The sequence below is a fragment of the Paenibacillus caseinilyticus genome, assembly GCF_027533645.1.
GTDB lineage: Bacteria > Bacillota > Bacilli > Paenibacillales > NBRC-103111 > Paenibacillus_G > Paenibacillus_G caseinilyticus.
The window spans coordinates 45,645-64,434 of the sequence record NZ_JAQAGY010000010.1 but is presented as its reverse complement, the minus strand read 5'-3'; the positions used below and the strand labels follow the sequence as shown (position 1 = coordinate 64,434).

21 protein-coding genes are annotated in these 18,790 nt (G+C 59.5%); 3 read left to right on the top strand and 18 right to left on the bottom strand.

Translation table 11 applies throughout. The annotated features are described in order from the left end of the window. Nucleotides 1–9 precede the first annotated feature (9 nt). The 4 genes from O9H32_RS16600 to O9H32_RS16585 all read right to left on the bottom strand — a co-directional run bounded on the left by O9H32_RS16600 (nt 10) and on the right by O9H32_RS16585 (nt 4,120). Nucleotides 10–1,116 carry a rhamnogalacturonan acetylesterase gene (locus O9H32_RS16600; protein ID WP_269867238.1) on the bottom strand — a complete coding sequence of 369 codons (1,107 nt, stop codon included), beginning with the start codon at nt 1,114–1,116 and terminating at the stop codon, nt 10–12. A 50-nt stretch (nt 1,117–1,166) separates the two neighbouring features. After that, the gene (locus tag O9H32_RS16595) at nt 1,167–2,192 is read right to left on the bottom strand and encodes a glycoside hydrolase family 88/105 protein (protein ID WP_269867237.1); all 1,026 of its coding nucleotides are present in this window, start codon (nt 2,190–2,192) and stop codon (nt 1,167–1,169) included. 121 nt (nt 2,193–2,313) lie between these two features. Next, entirely contained in the window at nt 2,314–3,087 is a 774-nt protein-coding gene (locus O9H32_RS16590) for a carbohydrate ABC transporter permease (RefSeq protein ID WP_406627339.1), read from the bottom strand. 124 nt (nt 3,088–3,211) lie between these two features. Continuing rightward, nucleotides 3,212–4,120, bottom strand: a complete 909-nt coding sequence (locus tag O9H32_RS16585; RefSeq protein ID WP_269867236.1) for a carbohydrate ABC transporter permease — start codon at nt 4,118–4,120, stop codon at nt 3,212–3,214. A gap of 306 nt (nt 4,121–4,426) precedes the next feature. On the opposite strand from O9H32_RS16585, the gene O9H32_RS16580 reads away from it, so the two are divergent. Then, entirely contained in the window at nt 4,427–5,110 is a 684-nt protein-coding gene (locus tag O9H32_RS16580) for an SIMPL domain-containing protein (RefSeq protein ID WP_269867235.1), read from the top strand. 19 nt (nt 5,111–5,129) lie between these two features. Further along, nucleotides 5,130–5,372 (top strand): hypothetical protein, encoded by a 243-nt coding sequence (locus O9H32_RS16575; RefSeq protein ID WP_269867234.1) that lies wholly within the window; start codon nt 5,130–5,132, stop codon nt 5,370–5,372. 83 nt (nt 5,373–5,455) lie between these two features. Here O9H32_RS16575 and O9H32_RS16570 read toward each other — a convergent pair whose 3' ends face one another. The 10 genes from O9H32_RS16570 to O9H32_RS16525 form a co-directional block, all read right to left on the bottom strand. After that, the gene (locus O9H32_RS16570; protein WP_269867233.1) at nt 5,456–6,784 is read right to left on the bottom strand and encodes an ABC transporter substrate-binding protein; all 1,329 of its coding nucleotides are present in this window, start codon (nt 6,782–6,784) and stop codon (nt 5,456–5,458) included. Between the two features lie 176 nt (nt 6,785–6,960). Beyond that, nucleotides 6,961–8,514 (bottom strand): response regulator, encoded by a 1,554-nt coding sequence (locus O9H32_RS16565; protein ID WP_269867232.1) that lies wholly within the window; start codon nt 8,512–8,514, stop codon nt 6,961–6,963. A 58-nt stretch (nt 8,515–8,572) separates the two neighbouring features. Then, nucleotides 8,573–10,330 (bottom strand): sensor histidine kinase, encoded by a 1,758-nt coding sequence (locus tag O9H32_RS16560; protein ID WP_269867231.1) that lies wholly within the window; start codon nt 10,328–10,330, stop codon nt 8,573–8,575. A gap of 202 nt (nt 10,331–10,532) precedes the next feature. Beyond that, nucleotides 10,533–10,667 carry a hypothetical protein gene (locus O9H32_RS16555; protein WP_269867230.1) on the bottom strand — a complete coding sequence of 45 codons (135 nt, stop codon included), beginning with the start codon at nt 10,665–10,667 and terminating at the stop codon, nt 10,533–10,535. Nucleotides 10,668–10,838: 171 nt separating this feature from the next. Further along, entirely contained in the window at nt 10,839–11,681 is an 843-nt protein-coding gene (locus O9H32_RS16550; RefSeq protein WP_269867229.1) for an HAD family hydrolase, read from the bottom strand. Then, nucleotides 11,678–12,184 (bottom strand): GNAT family N-acetyltransferase, encoded by a 507-nt coding sequence (locus O9H32_RS16545; protein ID WP_269867408.1) that lies wholly within the window; start codon nt 12,182–12,184, stop codon nt 11,678–11,680. Before O9H32_RS16545 ends, O9H32_RS16550 begins: the two co-directional genes overlap by 4 nt. Nucleotides 12,185–12,368: 184 nt before the next feature. Then, the gene (locus tag O9H32_RS16540; protein WP_269867228.1) at nt 12,369–13,199 is read right to left on the bottom strand and encodes a superoxide dismutase family protein; all 831 of its coding nucleotides are present in this window, start codon (nt 13,197–13,199) and stop codon (nt 12,369–12,371) included. Nucleotides 13,200–13,585: 386 nt separating this feature from the next. Next, the gene (locus tag O9H32_RS16535; protein WP_269867227.1) at nt 13,586–13,723 is read right to left on the bottom strand and encodes a DUF4023 domain-containing protein; all 138 of its coding nucleotides are present in this window, start codon (nt 13,721–13,723) and stop codon (nt 13,586–13,588) included. An 88-nt stretch (nt 13,724–13,811) separates the two neighbouring features. Beyond that, nucleotides 13,812–14,279, bottom strand: a complete 468-nt coding sequence (locus O9H32_RS16530) for a hypothetical protein (RefSeq protein WP_269867226.1) — start codon at nt 14,277–14,279, stop codon at nt 13,812–13,814. 528 nt (nt 14,280–14,807) lie between these two features. Beyond that, the gene (locus O9H32_RS16525; protein ID WP_269867225.1) at nt 14,808–14,981 is read right to left on the bottom strand and encodes a hypothetical protein; all 174 of its coding nucleotides are present in this window, start codon (nt 14,979–14,981) and stop codon (nt 14,808–14,810) included. Between the two features lie 127 nt (nt 14,982–15,108). Here O9H32_RS16525 and O9H32_RS16520 point away from each other — a divergent pair, with 127 nt between their 5' ends. Beyond that, nucleotides 15,109–15,246 (top strand): hypothetical protein, encoded by a 138-nt coding sequence (locus tag O9H32_RS16520; protein WP_269867224.1) that lies wholly within the window; start codon nt 15,109–15,111, stop codon nt 15,244–15,246. On the opposite strand, the gene O9H32_RS16515 is transcribed toward O9H32_RS16520, so the two are convergent. From O9H32_RS16515 to O9H32_RS16500, 4 genes are all read right to left on the bottom strand, one after another. After that, nucleotides 15,233–16,072: a YihY/virulence factor BrkB family protein gene (locus tag O9H32_RS16515; RefSeq protein ID WP_269867223.1), complete on the bottom strand. Its 840-nt coding sequence runs from the start codon at nt 16,070–16,072 to the stop codon at nt 15,233–15,235. The two genes, O9H32_RS16520 and O9H32_RS16515, sit on opposite strands and share 14 nt — an antisense overlap. A gap of 178 nt (nt 16,073–16,250) precedes the next feature. After that, complete coding sequence (locus tag O9H32_RS16510; RefSeq protein ID WP_269867222.1) at nt 16,251–16,928, bottom strand: DUF421 domain-containing protein; 678 nt, start codon at nt 16,926–16,928, stop codon at nt 16,251–16,253. 124 nt (nt 16,929–17,052) lie between these two features. Further along, the gene (locus O9H32_RS16505; RefSeq protein ID WP_269867221.1) at nt 17,053–17,448 is read right to left on the bottom strand and encodes a ribosomal maturation YjgA family protein; all 396 of its coding nucleotides are present in this window, start codon (nt 17,446–17,448) and stop codon (nt 17,053–17,055) included. Continuing rightward, nucleotides 17,449–18,621: a HEAT repeat domain-containing protein gene (locus tag O9H32_RS16500; RefSeq protein ID WP_269867220.1), complete on the bottom strand. Its 1,173-nt coding sequence runs from the start codon at nt 18,619–18,621 to the stop codon at nt 17,449–17,451. It lies immediately after the preceding gene. Between the last annotated feature and the right edge of the window lie 169 nt (nt 18,622–18,790).

Genomic DNA, 18,790 nt, shown 5'->3' with positions numbered 1-18,790 from the left:
CCATGCTGTTCATTTCATATACAGCATCAGCGGCAGGAGCTGGAGTTCCTTCAGCCCCTCCGCCACCAGGGCGGCAATGCGCAGCGCTCCCTGTTCGTGGAAGTGCGTATTGTCCTCCGCCCCGTCCGGCAGCGAGGCGTATTCGCCCGGCACCGCCCACAGGAAGACCGACTTGGTCGCCTCCGGGCCCAGCTCTTCGAACAGCCTGCGGCTCTTCTCCGCCAGGTCGATCAGCGGCACACCCTCGGCGGCGGCCAGTTCCCTCACCGCGGTCAAGTACTCCTTGTGCGTATCGATCAGCGTGCCGTCCCCGGCAAAATACCGCCGGTGCACGGAGGTCACGAGAATCGGATACGCCCCCTTCTCCCTCGCCGCATCGACGTAGACCTTCAGCCACTCCTTGTAGGTTGTCTCCGGGTCCGTGTACCGCTCGGCATCCGTCTTCTGGTCGTTGTGCCCGAATTGGATCAGCAGGTAGTCGTGGGGCTTCATCGCCGCTAAGACCGGCGCGAGCCGCCCTTCGTCATGGAAGCTCTTCGAGCTGCGGCCGGACTTCGCATAGTTCGCGACAGCCACACCCGGCTTGAAATAATGGGGCAGCATCATGCCCCAGCCGGCGTACGGGAAGTTGTCCTCCGCTTCGTCGGTCACCGTCGAATCCCCGACGAGGAACACGGTCGTCGTGTTCGGCGACGGCGTGACCACCAGCGCGTTGATCCTTGGCGCGGAGCCGGAGAACACAAGCCGCAGCCTGCCGTCATGCACATGCACGGCAAAGCTGCGTCTGGTGAACTGTCCCGCTTCCGTCCGCACCTTGTGAAGCATGAGGCGCCCGGAGCCCGCCTTCACGGTCGTCTCGGTCGGGGCGATCGCATCTCCGATCGTCAGGGCGACATCATAATTGCCGCTCGGCACATTGACGATGAAAGCCGTGCCGAGCGGGATGCAGAAGCCTCCCCGCAGGGCACCCTGCTCCCCCCGCTCCCGTGAGGCGACCCGGGACAGGTCCGTGAACCCGTACCCGAGATCCTCGCGGTAGAGGGATTCGTGCGTGACCTTCATATACCCCGGCTCAGGAGCACCTGAGCCAAAATCGAACTGATAAAGCGGCGGCATACCGTATTCTCCTCCTTTGGGCTAACGGACGGCGGGCAGCTTGTACGCTCCTACCAATCCTGGCGCGCGAGCAGTGAGGCGAGGAATGTCAGCGCGAGGCCCTGTCCCCAGCCCTGAAGGCGCTTATGAGGCACTTCGCGGTAGCCCTGCGCATCGTTCATGACGGCCGTGCCGGCCGACACGCCGTTCACGCTGCCGTCTTCGCCGATGCGGCCTAGGAGGCCGTCGATCGCCGGGTTGACGTATTTGTTGTACAGCCGGCCCTTCGACAGCAGCGCCGCCGCAATGCCTGCCGAGCCGGAAGTCTCGGTGTAGGATTCCGGATCGGTCAGGACCGTATGCCACAGGCCGTCTTCGCCCTGCAGCCGCACAAGGGCGCTAAGCTGGTCGCGCAGCGAGCCTTCGATGATCATGAAGGACGGGTGCTGCACCGGAATGATCTCGAGCGCCCGGGCCATCGTGATCGCTGCCCACGAGTTGCCGCGTGCCCAGTAGATGCCGGACATGTGGCTCTGCTGGATATGGTCCCAGCCGTGGTAGTACAGGTTCGTCTTCGGATCCTGCAGGAAGTTCTCGTGGCCGTGGTACTGCTTGATCCCGTCTTCAAGGTAATCCTGGCGGCCAAGCATACCCCCGATGCGGATGAGGAAGTAGCCGGCCATGAACATCGTGTCGACCCAAGCCTGCTGCGGGAAGTTGTAGGTCTCGGAATTCACCGTATGCTGGAAGATCCCGTCAGCGAAGCGCACCGCTTCGTGTGTGAGGTACTCGGCCATCTCGGTCGCTACCTGAATGTAGCGCTCTTCGCCTGTGTATTTGTACAGGGAGAGCAGCGAATGCCCGATGGACACCGCGTTGACCGATAGCTTTGGCAGGCCGTCGTCGAGCTGCTCGTCGACCCAGGTTTTGAGCAGCTCCATGTATTTTTTCTCCCCGGTGGCTTCATAGGCTTCGGTAACTCCGTAGAAGGCTACGCCGCCCGGCCAATCCCAGTTGAAATCCATCTGGAATGTGCGTTCAACTACAGCGTCGATCACCTTGCGGATATGGGCTTCTTCGAATTTGAGTGGGGGCATTTCGTCTCTCTCTCCTTTAGTTGTCTCTGTACTCATCGATTTTCACTACTCTCTACATTCTCTAATCAGGCTGGTTCTCTAATTGGGCTGGTTCTCTGAGCCTGAAGTGCCTCGGGCGCCCTTATTTCAGACCGCTGGTGGAGATGCCTTCCACGATATATTTCTGGAAGACGAAGAACACGATGACGATAGGAAGCAGCGACAGTGTCGCCATGGCGAACATCCCGCCCCAGTTGTTGATGGACTCGGCATCGAGGAACAGCTTGAGCGCCAGCGATACCGGGTAGAGCTCCGGACGGTTCAGGTACAAGAGCGGGTTGATGAAGTCATCCCATCTCCAGTAGAAGGAGAAGATCGTCGAGGTGACGAGGGCAGGTACGATCAGAGGCACCACGACTTTGAAAAAGATGCCGTACTTGGAGCAGCCGTCCATCTTCGCCGCCTCGTCGAGCTCCGGCGGAATCGTGCGGATGAACTGCATAATGAGGAAGATAAAGAACGGCGTCGCGAAGAAGTTCGGCACGATGAGCGGCTTGAACGACGACAGCCAGCCGAGCTTCGCGAACATGACGTACTGCGGGATGACCGTTACGTCGTGCGGCAGCATCATCGTCATCATGACGCAGGCGAACCAGAAATTCTTGAACTTGAAGTTGATCCGGGCGAACCCGTAGGCGACGAGCGCCGACGAGGCCACCGCGCCGATCGTCGAGATGATGACAATGATGAAGGAATTCTTGAAGAAGGTGCCGAACGTCGTGCCGGCAAAGCCCTTCCAGCCGCTGGCATAGTTCGAGAAGTCCAGCGTGCTCGGGATCAAGCTGTAGGCGTTCGAGAAGATCTCCGCGTTCGGCTTCAGGGAAGAACTGGCGAGCCACAGGATCGGATAGATCATCGCCAGGGCCAAGCCGCCGACGATCAGGTGATAGAAGAGCGGCTTCAGACGCTTCGCGCTCCAGGCCTGCGAGCTGCGCCGGGACTTCGCGATCGGTTTCGTGCTGTTCATGCTCATGGCCATGTTATTTGTCCCCTTTCGCTTCGTAGTGGACCCAGAACTTCGATGTCTGGAAGATGAGCAGCGTAATCAGGCCGACGAGGATCAGCATGACCCATGCCATGGCGGAGGCATAGCCCATCTCGAAGAACTGGAACGCCCGGCGGTACAGGTAGAGCGAGTACAGGAGCGTATTGTCGAGCGGACCGCCCTCGCCGCGGGAGATGATGTAGGCCGGCGTGAACGTCATGAAGGCGGCGATCGTCTGCATGATCAGGTTGAACAGGATGATCGGCGAGAGCAGCGGCAGCGTGATCTTGAAGAACCGGTGGACCGCATTCGCACCGTCAACGGAGGCGGCTTCGTACATGGCTGCCGGAATGTTCTTGAGGCCCGCCAGGAAGATCAGCATCGAGGAGCCGAACTGCCAGACAGAGAGCGCGATCAGCGTCCACAGCGCGCTGTCCGGGGAGCCGATCCATGAGGTAGTGCTCTGAATCCCGATGAGGCCGAGCGCCGAGTTGAAGAGGCCCTTGTCGCCGAAGATCTGCGTCCACATGATCGATACGGCCACACTGCCTCCGATGAGCGACGGCAGGTAGTAAGCGGAGCGGTAAGCCCCGATCCCTCTGGCTACCGTGTTCAGCATCATCGCTACCGCCAGAGCGAAGGCAAGGCGCAGCGGCACGGAAGCGAATACATACGTCATCGTCACCTGCAGCGACTTCATGAGCTTGTCGTCATTCGTGAACATGTTCTCGTAATTCTGCAGCCCGACCCAGCGGGGCGCTTCGAGCAGGTTATACTCCGTGAACGAATAATACAGCGACGAGAGAATCGGGAACATCGTGAAGATGAGGAACCCCAGAATGAACGGCGCGGTGAACACATATCCGATCACGTTTTCGTTCTCGCGTAAAGATACGGCTTTCATGGTCTCAACCCCTAGCATAAGGTGTGGGTGTGCAGCGGAAAAGCGCTGCCTTTGTGCTGCCAAACAACAGAAGATCTTCCTTGCGAGCGCTCCTTGAGTCCTCTGTTATTTTTATAAACGCGTATCGCCCTGGCGAGGACGATGCCGTTTATCTTATATCTTTATGATAAAAGAATCGGGACTTCTTCTGAAGGCAAAAAACCGCTCTCTTTGTTTAAAAACCCGACATTCGGCCGATGGCGGCATGACGAGGGCAGAACGCCAATAGAGTAGAAGTAACCATTTCATCCGAAAGAGGTGCTGTCCATGCCATCCCCTCCCTTCTACGCTGCGGTTCCCCAGCCCCCTGCGGGGGCGTTGTACCGGCAGCCTGGGCCCGGCCGGATCGAAGTGACGGGCGAAGCGTCCGTCTCCGCCGAGCCCGACCGGGCGGTGATCGTGCTCGGCGTCGTTACAGAGAACCTGAGCCTGACCGAAGCGCAGGCCGCGAATCGTGAGGCCTCCGCCCGGGTGATTGCCTCCCTGACGGCCCTGCCCCTGCCGAGAGACGCGATCGCCACGGTGGACTACCGGATCGAGATGCAGTATGTTTTTGAGGAGAACAAGCAGCGCTTCACCGGCTACAAGGTCACGCATATGCTGCAGATTACGCTGAACGATACGGCCCGGGCCGGCACCGTTGTCGACACCGCCGTGGCCAGCGGAGCCAACACCGTGAGCAGCGTCTCGTTCCGCCTGGCGCACCCGCAGCCGTATTATCACGCCGCGCTGTCAGCCGCCGTGCAGGAGGCGTACCGCAAGGCCGGCACCGTCGCCAGGACGCTCAGTGTCCGGCTCAGCCCGCAGCCGCAGCTCGTGGAAGAGCTGAGCCGCGTGCCGGAGCCCGTTCCTTACCATACCGCGATGCTCGCTGACAGTAAGGTGACGCCGCTCCAGCCCGGGACGCTGCAGGTTACGGCCTCGGTGAAGGTGGTGTATACTTATCTCTAAACCGGAGGAGGGATGATTCTTGGTGTATTCATCACAGTGTGGGGACAAAGATTTCTCCGCCCGCTTCGATAAGCGGGGCGGTCCTGGAATGAGCGCGGGCAAGTGTCTTTTCCATTTTTTCATGGTGGTCTTCCTCCTGCTCGCCACCGTGGGCTTCGGCGCGTTTTTTGTCTCCTATGCCGGCATCCTCGGGGTTCTCCCCACCTTGATTCCCGCTTCGGCGCTTCTCGCCTTCGTCGTCTCCTGGATCCGCAGCTACTAGGACTGCTGCTCGCTGAGACAGCACGGCGGGGCGCGCAAAAAGGCTCTGCGCTTAGGTTAGCGCAGAGCCTCTTCCCTCTTGCCTTACTTCTTATTCTTCGCGAGGATCGCAGTCGCATCCTTACGGAACTTCGCGGCCGCGTCTTCCGGCGTGATCTTCTTGTACATCATCTGCTCATTCAGATCCTTCAGCAGCTTCTCGATCTCAATGGAGCCGATCGGGTTCGGAGGATCCATCGGCGAGGAGTTCTGCTCGGCCCAGGCGACATAGTCGAAGACCTTCACTTCTTCCGGCTTCAGCAGCGGCTTCAGCGCTTCCTTCACCTTGGAGGAGACCGGAACGCCGCGCTCGCCCTTGATAATCTTGTTCGCTTCGATGTCATTGATGAAGAAGTCGATGAACTTCGCGGCCTCTTCCTTATTCTTGGAGCTCTTCGTCACGGAGAGATACATGCTTGGCTTCAGGAACATCCCCTTGTTGGCGTTCGGGCCAACCATCGGCTGCAGCTCCAGCGGACGCTTCGCTGCATTGACGAGACCGATGTACTGGTTCGACCAGCCGTTCGAGGTGAACGAGTTGCCCAGCGTCACTTCATCGTCCTCCGGCGTGCCCTTCTTCTGCGCTTCCTTGTCGAGCGTGAGATAGTAGCCGGCTTCATACCACTTCTGCTGTCGCTTGAAGTAATCGACGAAGTGCTTGTCGTCCGTGTACCCAAGCGTAGAGCCGTCGGCGCTGTACAGCTTCTGGTCGACGGTTCTCAGGTAGTAGGAGAAGAATACGTCCGGACGGTAGCCGCCCATGAACTTCCCTGCCGCCTTGGCCTTGATTGCGATCTGCTCGAGATCATCCCAAGTCCAATCCTTCTTCGGCGGCTCGGCGCCAATCTTCTTCAGCATCTCAAAATCCATCAGGTGAGCCAGTGCGTTCACACCCGTGGTCATCGCGTACAGCTTGCCGTCCAGCTGGCCGCCGGAGAGGATATTCGGGGAAACCGAGCTGACGTCGATCGTGCCGTTCTTCGTGTAAGGCGTCAGGTCCTCCAGCTGGCCGCGTCCGCCATATTGGGTCAAGTAGGAGATATCCATCTGGAGAATGTCCGGCAGCCCGTTGGCCGCAGCTTGAGGAGCGAGCTTCTTCCAGTAGTCGTCGAAGGAGGCATACTCCGCTTCGATCTTCACATTCGGGTGTTTCTGCTGATAGAGTTCGATCACCTTAAGAGTATAATCGTGGCGCGCCTGGCCGCCCCACCAAGCCATCCGCAGCTTGACCGGCTCGCTGCTTCCGGAAGCGTTTTCGGTTTTGGCTGCCGTGCCGCCATCCGCCGCATTCCCTCCGGACGGAGCCGTTCCGCCGCAGCCTGCGGAAGTGAGCACCAGTGCGAGCGAGAGCAGTGCCGTGATCGGTTTTTTCATCTCTATTTCCTCCCCTGTGAGTGTGACCCGATAATGATAAGGCTTACATTCCCTATTATCCTCTGGAAGCCGAAGAAGAGGAATTCAAAAAACCGTGAGGATTGTTCAAAAAACAGGCTTTCCATCAACCGGGACTCCGTTTTTTTGAACCCCCCGCACTTGACCCGCATGCTGCCTCACGACGATTTCATATACTCGGAGGGCGTGCACCCTGCATATTTTTTGAACACCTGGGAGAAATACTGCGGATTGTCCCCGAAGCCGAGGCGCTCGGCGAGCTCGAAGATCTTCACGTCCCCTCCCTGTCCGAGCAGCTCCGTCGCTTTCTTCACCCGCTGCTTCATGACGTAGTTCGAGAATTTCTCTCCGCTCTCTTTCTTGAACAGCTTGCCGAGGTAATCCGCGTTCATATAGAGCATCTCGTGCGCCACCCACTGCAGGGAGAGCTCCGGATTGCCGAGCTGGGCTTCGATAATCTCCATGACCTTCGAGAGGATCGCCGACTGCTTGCAGCGGGTCTGCTCGTAGTTGCGCTGCGCGATCTCCTGGGCCGTACGCTGGAAGAAGCTGCGGATCGACTGCAGCGTATCGAGCTCCAGCAGCGTGACCAGGCGGCCCATGTGTGCGTTGCGTTCGCCCGGCTCACACAAACGGATCATCTCCATGAACCACTGGATGACATAGGACTTGGCCGTATGAATATCGAGGCGCCGGTCTCCCAGGCTCCCGAACATCGCGCCGATCTCCTTCTCCGCGTCCTCCCAGTGTCCCGTGCGGATCGGCAGCGTCCACTTCTCCGCATCGAACGCAAGCTCCTCCCCTTCGACCGCAGGCAGGCCTTCCGCGATATCCGATTCCGTGATGACGCTGCCCTCCCCGAGGTAGAACCGGTGGTTGAGGCAGGCCAGCGCCTGCTTGTACAGCTGCCGGCTGTGCACCATATCCCCCGGTTCGCTCAGCGCGATCGTCAGGTCGATTTTGTAATACTGCAGGAAGGTCGAGCGGATGCTCTCCAGCCGCTCCAGCAGCGCCTTGGCATCTCCCCCGCCTTCGACCGCCATCAGGACATGGTCGCCTACCGTGGAGCTCAGCACCGCCTGCTCGAGCAGATCTCCCGCAATATTCTTCACGGCGAACAGGTGCTCGAACTCGAAGGTCCCTTCCAGTCGGAAGACGATGAGCCGGATCGTACGGGAATCCGTCTCGATATGGAAGAGCTTGCGGTAATACTCCCAATCGCCGCTGCCGTACGTTTTATTCGTGACGAACTCCTTCAGGAACTGTTCCTTGACATGGGGCAGCACCTTCTCGAGCCCCTCCCGCATGGAACGGACGAAGTCTTCCTGCTTCCGGGACTGCCGGAGCTCCTCCGTCAGCTCGCTCAGCGCTTCCACAATCTTATTCTCGTTGCACGGCTTGAGCAGGTAGTGCCTCACGCCGTTCTTCATCGCCGTCTTCGCATATTCGAATTCACTGAAGCCCGAGAGCAGGATAAAGCGGATCTCCGGGAACTCGAGGTGGACCTTCTCCACGAGCTGCAGGCCGTCCATCCCCGGCATCCGGATGTCGCTGATGACGATATCGGGCTGATCCCGCACGATGGCATCGTAGGCTTCGATCCCGTTGCGGGCGGTGCCCGCGAGCTGCGTCCCTGCCGACCTCCAATCGACGACCTGCGAGATGCCGTCGAGAATCATTCTTTCGTCGTCCACTAGCAGGACGTTATACATGGTTATCCCTCCATCTCCATCACGCTATCTCTATCTTCATCTACTTCTCTATCTTCATCTACTTCTCTATCTCCACCGGGATACGGATGCCCACTCTCGTGCCGCGGCCCGGCTCGCTGTCGACTTCCACCCCGTACTCTTCGCCGAAGGCGATCACGATGCGCTCTTGAATGTTCCCGAGGCCGATGCCGTTGCCCCGGGAAGGCTGCGCGCCTCGGCGGACCAGCTCCAGCAGCCCGGGCTCCATCCCTGCGCCCGCGTCCTCCACGGTCAGCAGCAGGCTCGCTCCGCTTGCCTTCGCGGATACCCGGATGAGGCAGGGCTCGATCATCGGCTCGAGACCGTACTGGATCGCGTTCTCCAGCAGCGGCTGCAGGGTCAGCTTCGGAATGCGGCAGCCCCGGACCGCGTCCGGGACATCGAGCTCGAAGATCAGCCGCTCCTCGAAGCGGAACTTCTGGATCGTGATGTAGTTCTTCACGATCTCGAGCTCTTCCTCCAGCGTGATCAGCGCGTCCTTCATCGAGATGGCGCTGCGCAGGAGGAAGCCGAGCGCCTCGACCATCTGCGAGATCCGGGGCTGTCCGTTCATTTTGGCCATCCAATTGATCGATTCGAGCGTATTGTACAGAAAATGCGGGTTGATCTGGGCCTGCAGCGCCTTGAACTGCGTCTCCTTGATCGTGAGCTGCTTCGCGTAATTCTCGGTGATGAGCTCGTTGATCTGGCCGATCATAACCCGGAAGGTCCTATGGAGCTGGCCGACCTCGTCCATCGTGAGCGAGTTCGCATCGGCTGCGGCAATCTCGGCCTCCGCTTCCGCGAAGTCCCCCTTCTGCACCTGCTTCATCCGCTCCATGAGCTTGTCCATCGGCCGCGTGATGCCGCGGGCGAACTGCATGGCCACGGCCATCACCGCGACCAGCGAACACAGGAACCCGATCAGCAGCACATTCTTCATGAGTACGATCCGGTTGAAAATATGGCCGTACGGAATCAGGCTGTAATAAGTCCAGCCCGAGTAAGAGGACCTCACCTGGGTGAAGAAGTACGGCTCCCCGTCCATTTCCTTGATGACATAGCTGTGGTTGGACGAGAATTCACCGGGCAGCGGCAGGTCCTCGAGTGTCCCGTCCTTGCCGAAGAGCACGCTGCCCCCCGCCATGATCAGCAGCTGGCCGTTCTGCAGCTCCGTCCCTTTGACCGCGTCCTCCACGATCGCATCGCTCTTGATGCGCAGGGCAAGGGTGCCCAGCGAATTGAGCTCCAAGCTCTGGTAGGAGCGGATATCCCGCGCGGCGACGAGCTTCTCGTCCGCACGGTCCGGGTACACCCAGCGGCTCTCGCCGAGTCCTTCCTGCGCCGTCAAGCGGATCAGCCTTCTTCGCGAATCGCTCACCGGCCCTGTCTGTCCGACAACGTGGTCATATCCCTGGTTGTCCGTAATGATAATCGAATGCAGGTAGGGCTCATAGCCGGCATATTGGACCAGCTTGTCCTGCAGCTCCAGGCGGATCCGGTGCTTCTCGTATTCCGGCGCATCCCCGTTCAAGCCCCTCAGCATGCCCTGGATCCCCGGATCCGTAGCCACATTGAAGGAGAGGTTGTCAATCTTGCGCAGCTCGCTCTCGATCCCGCTCGAAGACAAATTGAGGACCTGGGACGACTTCTCGTAGAGCTGCTCGTCATAGATCGTGTAAGCATACTGCATGGAAAAAAAGGTGACGGAGAAGCAGACGGCCATCACGAGCGAGATCAGCACGAACATCTTGTGCTTGATCCTCAGGTTGCGGTACAGGGGTGGCATTCCTCTCATGAATCGGGTCATGGTCAGCTTCCTTCCAGGGATCGTATGCGCTTCCTTTCCCCAAATCATAGCATCCCCGGCGAAATCCCGTCTACCCGCAGCCAAATGACAAGGGCCGCGGTCGGACTGGCTGCCCTCCCAAAGCCGCAAAAAAAGGCCGGCTTCCGAAGAAGCCCGCCGGGTGATGACGCGGTGCGATCCGCTTGTTCCGTCAAACGGTTGGACGGCTCATTTCTTTCTTGTCCTTGTGGTAAGGTCTGCCCATACCCGCCTGATTCTCCGCTGCGTTATTGGATTCCGCCGACATGGCCTGCTGCTTCTGCTGGAACGTTTTGTTGCTTCCCATACATACCCCTCCGCTCTTCTGATGAGATTATGAGTGCCTAGGTAGTATGCCACAGCCAGCCGCAGCCATGCGCGGAAGCCGGTTGGAGATTCGCGGGTTCTTTCTTATGGACCGTCGCACGGGCACATCTTCCCATTTCGGGCGCCCTCGGTATCAGGTGCACCGGGTTCATCACCGCTGCGCGGCCCAGCGGTCCCGCAGATAGGATGCAACGCCGTGCTCCTCATTGGAGGCAAGGATACCGTCCGCCGCCTCCAGCGCCAGCGGGTGGGCATTGGCCACCGCATAACATTCATCGGCCGCCTCGAACATCGACAAGTCGTTCAGGTTGTCACCGAAACAGACGAGCTCGTCATACCCTCCCATATCCTTCAGCGCAAGGACCGCCTCCCGCTTCGTCGCCCGGGAGCTGGAGATCTCGAGCCAGTGGTAATCCGGCGCGTACACGTCCGGGCCATAGTGGCAGACGCAGGCCCCGTGGGTGCGGAAGCGATCGAACACCGCCTCCAGCTTGCCGGGCGGGTCGATCGCGTTCACGGTAATGATGGAGTCCCCCAGCACGCCGCGGTAATCCTCCACCCGCGTGAACCGCCGGTCCCCGCCGGCCGTCCGGTTGCCAATGTACAGCGCTTCGCTTTCGTTGTAGATGCCGCGGTAATATACTTTAGGCTCCCCTGCCGCGTTCATCGTATACACGAGGGGATTCAGCCCTTCCTCGAGGTAAGCCTCCAGAATCTCCCGGGCAAGCTCAGGGTCCAGGTAGTTAGCCGTCAGATAACAGCCCGCTGCCATGTCGCGGATGAATACCCCATTGAAGAGAATCACCGGTACCCTCAGGTTCAATCCTGCCACAATCCGCTTCACGGATTCGTAGGCCCGTGCAGTCGCAATTGTAAAATGCATCCCTTCGCCGATCAGCCGGTTCAGCACTGCCAAAGATTCGCCGGAGACCTCCTGCCGGCCATTCAGCAGCGTACCGTCCAGATCGGATACATACAGCACTCGTTTGGTCATCCTTGCGGCAGCGCTCCTCTCTGCTGTCCGGAATGCCCCGCCAGATCCAGCTCCTTGCTCATGATCACCCAGCTGTCCCGGCCGCATGGGTATTCGTGCCTCTCTATAACCGCATATCCGAGCCGCTCGTAATAGGCTACGTTGCCCGGAATGGACAGCCTGACCCCGACCCGCGACCGGCGGTATCCTAGCCCCACAGCGACTCCTTCGAGATGCTGCAGCAGCGCGGCCCCAAGTCCCCGTCTGCGGTAGGCCGGGAGAACCGACACCCGCCCGATATACAAGAAGTCAGCCTCCTTCTTGTACCTGGCGCTCCCTACAGCGGCGCAGCCATCCCACGCCAGCACGGCGCCGCCCCCTCCCTCGAGATAGGGCAGCAGATCTTCCGGCTTCTCGCCAAGCGCTCCGGAAGGAGGCTGCAGCACGCCGCGGTATTCCTTGAATGCTTCCTGCATGATCTCATACACGAGCCCGATCTCTTCCCTGCGTACCGGAGCAATCATCACGGCTTCCATCCGCCTTCCCGGCTGAAGGGCAGCCTGGCATCGGCCGCTCCCTCCAGATCCAAAAGTAACCATAGTATAGCACAGCCCCGGCAGAGGCTACCCCCTGCTTTGGGCCTAACATACAAAGAACCTGCCAGCGCTCCCCGTAGGGAGGCGGCAGGTTGCCGGGCAGGCTTCCAGCTTACTTTCCGTTGATGAGTCCGCAGGCAATGCGTTCGCCCGAATTGCCGGACGGGTCGGTCTTGTTGTCATCGGGCTTCGCATGGATGACAAGCGATTTGCCGTCGCCTTCCAGCAGCGAATTCGACTTGCCCTCGCTGAGTGTCACTCCCGTCGACACGAGCGTCGTGCTCACCTTGCCGTCCTTATCCGCGGTGATCGGCGGCAGGTCTCCGATATGCGGCCCTTCCGCATTCTCGAGCCCGTGCTTCTTGCCGTCCGGGTTGAAGTGATCGCCCGCCGACTTGAAGTCGGGCGCTTCGCACCTGGCATTCTGGTGAATATGAATGCCGTGCTGGCCCGGCGGCAGACCGGTCACTTCGAGCTTGACGGCCACGCCCTTAGGATCGGAGGTGAGCTCCGCGGTGCCGAGCTTGGTCATCTTCGCGTCGGTGATGATCACCGTCAGCGGCTGCTCCGAAGCCGGCGCCGCCTGCGTCACGCTCTGGTTGTTGCCGTTCTTGGCATCCTTGCCGCTGCCTTCCGATGCGTCGGTCCCCGGGCCGCTCATGTTCACCTGCGAGCCATCCCCTGTGCTTGTCCCGCTGCCGGCGGCGCCGCCGCCCTTGGTTCCGTTGTCGCTCGTGCCTCCGCCCGTCGTGCCGCCCCCCGGGGTATTCGTCGTCTCGCTGGTGCCCGCCCCGGTGCTCGTCTGACCGGTGTTGTTCTGCGTGGCATTGGCCGGGTTGCCCGGGTTCTGGTTGCCGGATGTCCTGTCGCTCGCCCCGCAGCCGCCCAGCGCCAAAGTTAACGTAAGCAGGACGGCGAAGGGAACCTTCGAATGCTTATTCATTCTGCTATCCCTCCTCGGATTGTTCTCTCCCCCAAAAATACCCTTTCCCTTCCATCCTGAAACGAAGGCGGGGAGCCAAGAGCAGATTGTCACCAATCCGGCACAGATCCGGCGAGGCACCGATTCCAAAAGCGAGCGGGCTTGTATGCTTGGCTGCTTGGCTGCAGGGAGGCGGCGCTTGAGAGACTGGCCTGCCCGACCGCCCGGGATACTCAAGCCGGCGCGGACCAGAGTAGGCTGCATGGCAGACAAGCCCAAAGACCCCGGTCGCTTGACCGGGGCCTTGGCACTTCTGCGTCGCGCAGCATCAAAGAAGCGAACGGGCTGTCCGTCTGGCACCCGCACCTCAGAGAGGCCGGTTACGTTACGGAGCGGCCCTATTGCCCTTAGTGCCGTTTGTTCGGCAGCTTTTTGGCCGGATGGTTGTCCCCGTGTGTCCGGCGGTTCTTCTCATCCTTAGCCTGCGTATCGTGCACTTTCTCCACCCACTGCTGCGTATCGCCGCTAAGATCTTGTCTAGTCATGGATTCCCCTCCTTTCGGTCGTCAGGCCTATTATGCCCCGCCCGCCCGAAATGACCCTGAGAAGCGAGGCAGAGCACCTTGGCACCTGCTACTTCGCCATGCCCCCCCGGGCTTCGGAGAACTGCGGGTTCTCCGTGTTCGCCTCGTCGACCTGTCCGTAGACCGGTTCGCCGGGCAGCTCCATGTTGTAGATGATATTGAGCTGCCTGACATGCGGCAGGTTCATCCGTTCGTCCCCGCCCGGAACGACGAAGGAAATCGTCTCGAGCGTCCCGTCCTCCGGCGTCTCGTAGATGAACATCGCTTCCTGCAGCAGCACCCAGGGAATGGTTGCCGTCCGTCCGTCCACCCCAATGAGCAACAGATGGGTCGGGACCCGGTATGATTCGCCGCTTGCCATCGCGGCCCAGGATTTGTACCAATGCTGCCAGTCCACCGCCCTTCCTTTCAAGCCGGGCACCCGCTCCTCCGCATCCAGATGATAGGTGCTGACCGAGATCAATTCCCCCGTATCAAAAAACTCGTCCCCCTTATGATCGTCGAAGATCTGAATCATTACGCATACCCCTCTCCTTGACTTTGGTCACCGTTCTTACCTCTTACTACCATCCCCGGCGCCAAACTAAACACGCAGCATCCCGGAGTATGCGCCAAGCATAGTAGAGAGCGCCTCCCGCCGCCGGATATTCGGATATAATGAACCCATGGCCAAATATAAAAAAGGCCGCACAAGGCGGCCCGCTAAGGGAAGGCTTAAAAGATCGGAAGCCGGTACTTGTCCCCGTCCGGGGTAAAAAGCATCGCTTCCTCGTCATAAAGGTCAATGCGGACCGGCGGTTTCCGTAAGGAAGAGAGCGTTAATTTATTATGCCGGAGTGCCGAAAGGAGCGAAGGTATCCGCCTGAGGTCCGTACCGATCAACCGGACAAGAATGGAATTGTCGCGAAACATGATACTGGTGCTCTGCATTGTGCTTTGCATGTGTTCCGCCTCCTGACTGGAATAAAGAGTATTTGGGAGAGAACTCCCTGCGGGGAATCCCTCCCTTCTTATTACCCGCCAAGCGCCCGCCTTTAACAGAAATTTACACTTGGCGCAGCACCTCGCAGCCGAGCAGCCCATCCAGCTGGCGCAGCTGCAGCGAAGGCGGCACCCTCCTCAGCAGGGCGCCCCGCGCCGCTATCGCCAGCGGCAGATCCAGCTGCATGAGCCGGGCCATCCGCCTGGAGTTCACCACTTCCCCATAAGGATTCACCACTCCGATAGAAGTTCCTCCAAAAATTGGAGGGCTACCCTGCCAAAAACAAGCCATCCCCCGAATGGTATCCCTGTATGGATCGTACACACGATTCTTAGTCTAGTAAAGGAAGGAGGCATTCCCCCACATGATCGCACTCAATCTCCGTATGGTCGCCGAGCAGCTGGGACTCGATCTGGACCGGTTTCACGAAGAGCTCGTCGATGTGCTGCATGCTTCTCACGATACGTTGGACGAATCGAACAGCGAAGCTAGGAACGGTTGAATCTCAGACTCAGCCGCTTCTTGAACAGATAAGCCATGGCATTAATCTCTCCCCCCACGATAATAATGAAGGCCGATAAATAGAACCACGTCATCAGCACAATCACTCCCCCCAATGACCCGTAAGTAGAACTGTAATTCCCCCAGTTGCTTACATAATAGGAGAAACCCAGGGACGTCAGCTGCCACCCGGCCGCAGCGATAAGCGCCCCTGGGATCACATCCTTACAGTGGAGGCACGTATTGGGCGCCACGTAGTAAATCCCCGTGAACACCAGCAGCAGGATCGCGAAGTTGATCACCCACCGCAGCACATTCCACAACTCGATATGCCCCAAAGAAATCACCGTATGCGCCGTCATCCAGTCCCCGATCACATGTCCGAATACGCTGAGAAGCAGCGCCGAGCACACCACCACAAGCATAGCCGCCGTCAGTGCCACAGCCAGCAGCCGCGAACGGATGTAGCTCTTGCGTGCAGCGAGCCCGTACGCCTTGTTGACGGCCAGCACGATGGCATCCATCGCCGCACTGGCGGTCACCAGCGAGAAGAGAAGACCGAATGACAGCGTCACTCCCCGCTTCGTATCCAGCACTTCCCGCAGCTGCGCCTCCATCCCCGAAGCGGCTCCGCTCGGTATATACTCCTTGATCAGGGAGAGCACATCCTGCGAGGTTACAGGCATGAACCCCAGCAGACTCATTAGAAACAGCAGGAACGGAAACAGGGAAAGCAAAAAATAATAAGCACATTGGGCCGACAGCCCCAGCGCGTCATCGGTTTCGATCTGTCGCCACAACTCTTTGAGGAAGGAAACCATGCTCATACCCCTTTCGGAGGAATCGGCATTTCGTTCTTCTTGTTGTTTCCTATCCCGGGCGGCTTCATGCCAAGAATCGCCCTCCCGCGAGTGGGCAGAGGGCGATTGGCTTGAGGGTATCCTTACATTGGGATTCCGCAGCCCAAGGCAGAACAAAGCTTCGCGGCAAACTCCCGCTGAGAAGCTAAGAGCCGCTCTGGGCGTACAGCCCCTGTGTCTGCGTCCATTCGGCATAGATGACCTCTTCCAGACGAAGGAATCCTTGGTCTTGCAGCTCCTTCTCCAGCCAGAACTTGTCGCGGCCGATGCTCTTCAGCTGGTCTTCGTCCACTTCCCCGTTGTCGATGAGCAGCACAGGCATGTCTACAGGCTTGTCCGCCAGATCCAGATCCTCACGGGTGACGCTGTCCACCGCTGACTTCTTCATGACGCTGAGGTTGCCGTTCGTCTCGAAAACGGCAAAGGCCACCTCCCGCAGCGTGAACACATTCTGCTCCCGCAGCAGCATCGTCACTTGGTGCATATCGAGTTTATTGCGCTTCAGCGCTTCATGATCCACCTTGCCGTCCCGCACGATCAGGTCCGGGCGGCCGCCGATCTTGGAATTCAGCCAGGGGAACGTCTGGACCAGCTTCTCCAGTCCGAGAGAGAGTCCGGCCCACAAGGCCAGCGCAAACAACAACTCGGAGTAATGCACTTCCTTGTCGTAGATCGTATTGCCCACCAGCTCGCTGAGAATCAGCGAAGATACGAAGTCGAAGGGCGTCAGCTGCGAAATCTCTTTTTTGCCGAGCAGCCTCGTGATCAGCCACAAGCCGAAAAATCCGGTAACCAGCTTCACGCCAATGTACATAAAATCCATAAGGCCCCTCCCCTGCCGGCTTGCTTTGTTAGGGAGTCATTACCCCCCGCTGCCCGGCTTGAACCGGGAGGTGGGAGGTGGCCCGGGGAAGAAAGCGCTCGGCAGCAAAACCCAAAAAGACGCTCTATCCCGAGCGTCTTCCGGTAATTCCTCTATCCAGCGCATAAGCGCATGCAATGCCTGCCGCATAGCGCAGCAGGTCGATCCACAAAAAGCCGCGGCCGAGGACGAGCGATCCCGGCACGGTGGCGCGGAGCGCATCGATCCACGGGCTGCGGTACAGCTGGCTCGCCTCGATCCCGAAGCTGAAGAGCAGACTCAGCACCGCCGATAGCCCCGGCCCCCGGGGCGCGAAGAGGAAGCGGCAGCCGAAGTATACCATCGCCGCCCACAAGGCGTCGCCGAGGTGGGCGGCGGCGAATGCCGGCAAGTATTCCGCATACGCCCGCGATGCCAGTCCGAGCCCCATGGCTCCAAGGGTCAGCCCCGCATATGCCCAAGCTGTGCGTCTGGCAGGCAATTACACCTGCTGCGCGCTGCGGGCCTGCAGCACTTCGTAGAAGTCCGGGGAGCCCGTCAGCAGCCACTGGCGGTGCCGCTCGACATCTTCGTTGTCTTCCGGATCGCCGTACGGCCATCCCTGGCCCATGCCGACCGAGTATTCCCTCATCAGCCGGAGGAGCGCGGCGGCCCAGTTGCGGGTCGCTTCCACATGCGGCACATACGGATAGACACGGTCATACGCGGCACGGATCAGCATATGCGACACTTCCTGGAGCACGGCCGGCACGTCTGCTTCGTTCACCTTCGCCACGATGTCCTCAGGGAGCTGAACTTCATCGGTCGCCGCGTGCAGCTCGTACGTCTCGGAGGTGATCAGACCCTGCTCCTTCGCCACCCACAGCTTCGTGCGGTCCAGTGCCGGACGGAACGCGGTCGGCACCGAGACAGTCAGCTCCGGATCCGGCTCGTCGAGATTAATCACGAACGATTCGCCGAACTTCTGCAGCTTCGCGTTGCCTCGGACGCCGAGCCAGCGCAGTGCGAGCAGGCCGTGCGTCCGGACCTTTGCATCGACCGCCTCGTTGCGGCAGACGCGGCGAAGCATCTTCTCGCTGCGCGGGTCGGGCAGCATGCAGAGCAGACGGACCGCCGGCAGCACCATCTCCGGGTCCTCCAGCCACTGGGCCAGATGGCCGAAGATGTTGTCGATCGACTCCTCGAGCAGCCAGTCCAGCTCGATCTTGCGCAGAGCATAGTCCCTCAGCTCCACCATCCCCTGCACCTTCAGCTGCTCTTCCCCGTGTTCCGTGACGAGCCTCCCATAGGTTTGCTCGAGATCAGCCGCAAGCTCGCCGAGATTCGTCCGGTCCTCTTCGGAGATCCCGTTCATTTGTAGAATGCCCCGAAGCCACTGCGCCATCGCCAGCGGATTGTGCTGGTACAGCATCATAGCGAACGTAATCATATCCCGGTCAAAATTCAGCTTCGGGTTCATCGCATAGCGTGCCAGCATCGTCTGCGAGTCGCCTTCCTTGCGCATCAGGCTCAGCGATAAAATAATGCCGTTCCAGGCATTGTTATTGTTCTTGTCGTCGAGCAAAGCCCGGTAAAAGCAGAACGCTGCGGCCCCGTAGGATTCCGCCTGCAAATACTGCCGGCCCATGCTTCCGATATCCCCATATTCACTCATTGTGCAGTCCCTCTCCCGGCAACGTTGGTTTCGTTGGATTTGTAAGATCATCATGGGCTGTATAAAAACATGAATGGAGTGCTGCCAAAACATGGCGCCTCCGGCCCGTTATTCAAGTATACCTTATTCTGGTGGGAGTTTAAATCATTTGTATCCGTTTTCTCTTCTC

Coding starts and splice junctions, on each gene's coding strand:
- O9H32_RS16600 (WP_269867238.1), bottom strand. CDS start 1,116: ATGCCGCCGCTTTATCAGTTCGATTTTGGCTCAGGTGCTCCTGAGCCG.
- O9H32_RS16595 (WP_269867237.1), bottom strand. CDS start 2,192: ATGCCCCCACTCAAATTCGAAGAAGCCCATATCCGCAAGGTGATCGAC.
- O9H32_RS16590 (WP_406627339.1), bottom strand. CDS start 3,087: ATGATCTATCCGATCCTGTGGCTCGCCAGTTCTTCCCTGAAGCCGAAC.
- O9H32_RS16585 (WP_269867236.1), bottom strand. CDS start 4,120: ATGAAAGCCGTATCTTTACGCGAGAACGAAAACGTGATCGGATATGTG.
- O9H32_RS16580 (WP_269867235.1), top strand. CDS start 4,427: ATGCCATCCCCTCCCTTCTACGCTGCGGTTCCCCAGCCCCCTGCGGGG.
- O9H32_RS16570 (WP_269867233.1), bottom strand. CDS start 6,784: ATGAAAAAACCGATCACGGCACTGCTCTCGCTCGCACTGGTGCTCACT.
- O9H32_RS16565 (WP_269867232.1), bottom strand. CDS start 8,514: ATGTATAACGTCCTGCTAGTGGACGACGAAAGAATGATTCTCGACGGC.
- O9H32_RS16560 (WP_269867231.1), bottom strand. CDS start 10,330: ATGAGAGGAATGCCACCCCTGTACCGCAACCTGAGGATCAAGCACAAG.
- O9H32_RS16555 (WP_269867230.1), bottom strand. CDS start 10,667: ATGGGAAGCAACAAAACGTTCCAGCAGAAGCAGCAGGCCATGTCGGCG.
- O9H32_RS16550 (WP_269867229.1), bottom strand. CDS start 11,681: ATGACCAAACGAGTGCTGTATGTATCCGATCTGGACGGTACGCTGCTG.
- O9H32_RS16545 (WP_269867408.1), bottom strand. CDS start 12,184: ATGATTGCTCCGGTACGCAGGGAAGAGATCGGGCTCGTGTATGAGATC.
- O9H32_RS16540 (WP_269867228.1), bottom strand. CDS start 13,199: ATGAATAAGCATTCGAAGGTTCCCTTCGCCGTCCTGCTTACGTTAACT.
- O9H32_RS16535 (WP_269867227.1), bottom strand. CDS start 13,723: ATGACTAGACAAGATCTTAGCGGCGATACGCAGCAGTGGGTGGAGAAA.
- O9H32_RS16530 (WP_269867226.1), bottom strand. CDS start 14,279: ATGATTCAGATCTTCGACGATCATAAGGGGGACGAGTTTTTTGATACG.
- O9H32_RS16520 (WP_269867224.1), top strand. CDS start 15,109: ATGATCGCACTCAATCTCCGTATGGTCGCCGAGCAGCTGGGACTCGAT.
- O9H32_RS16515 (WP_269867223.1), bottom strand. CDS start 16,072: ATGAGCATGGTTTCCTTCCTCAAAGAGTTGTGGCGACAGATCGAAACC.
- O9H32_RS16510 (WP_269867222.1), bottom strand. CDS start 16,928: ATGGATTTTATGTACATTGGCGTGAAGCTGGTTACCGGATTTTTCGGC.
- O9H32_RS16500 (WP_269867220.1), bottom strand. CDS start 18,621: ATGAGTGAATATGGGGATATCGGAAGCATGGGCCGGCAGTATTTGCAG.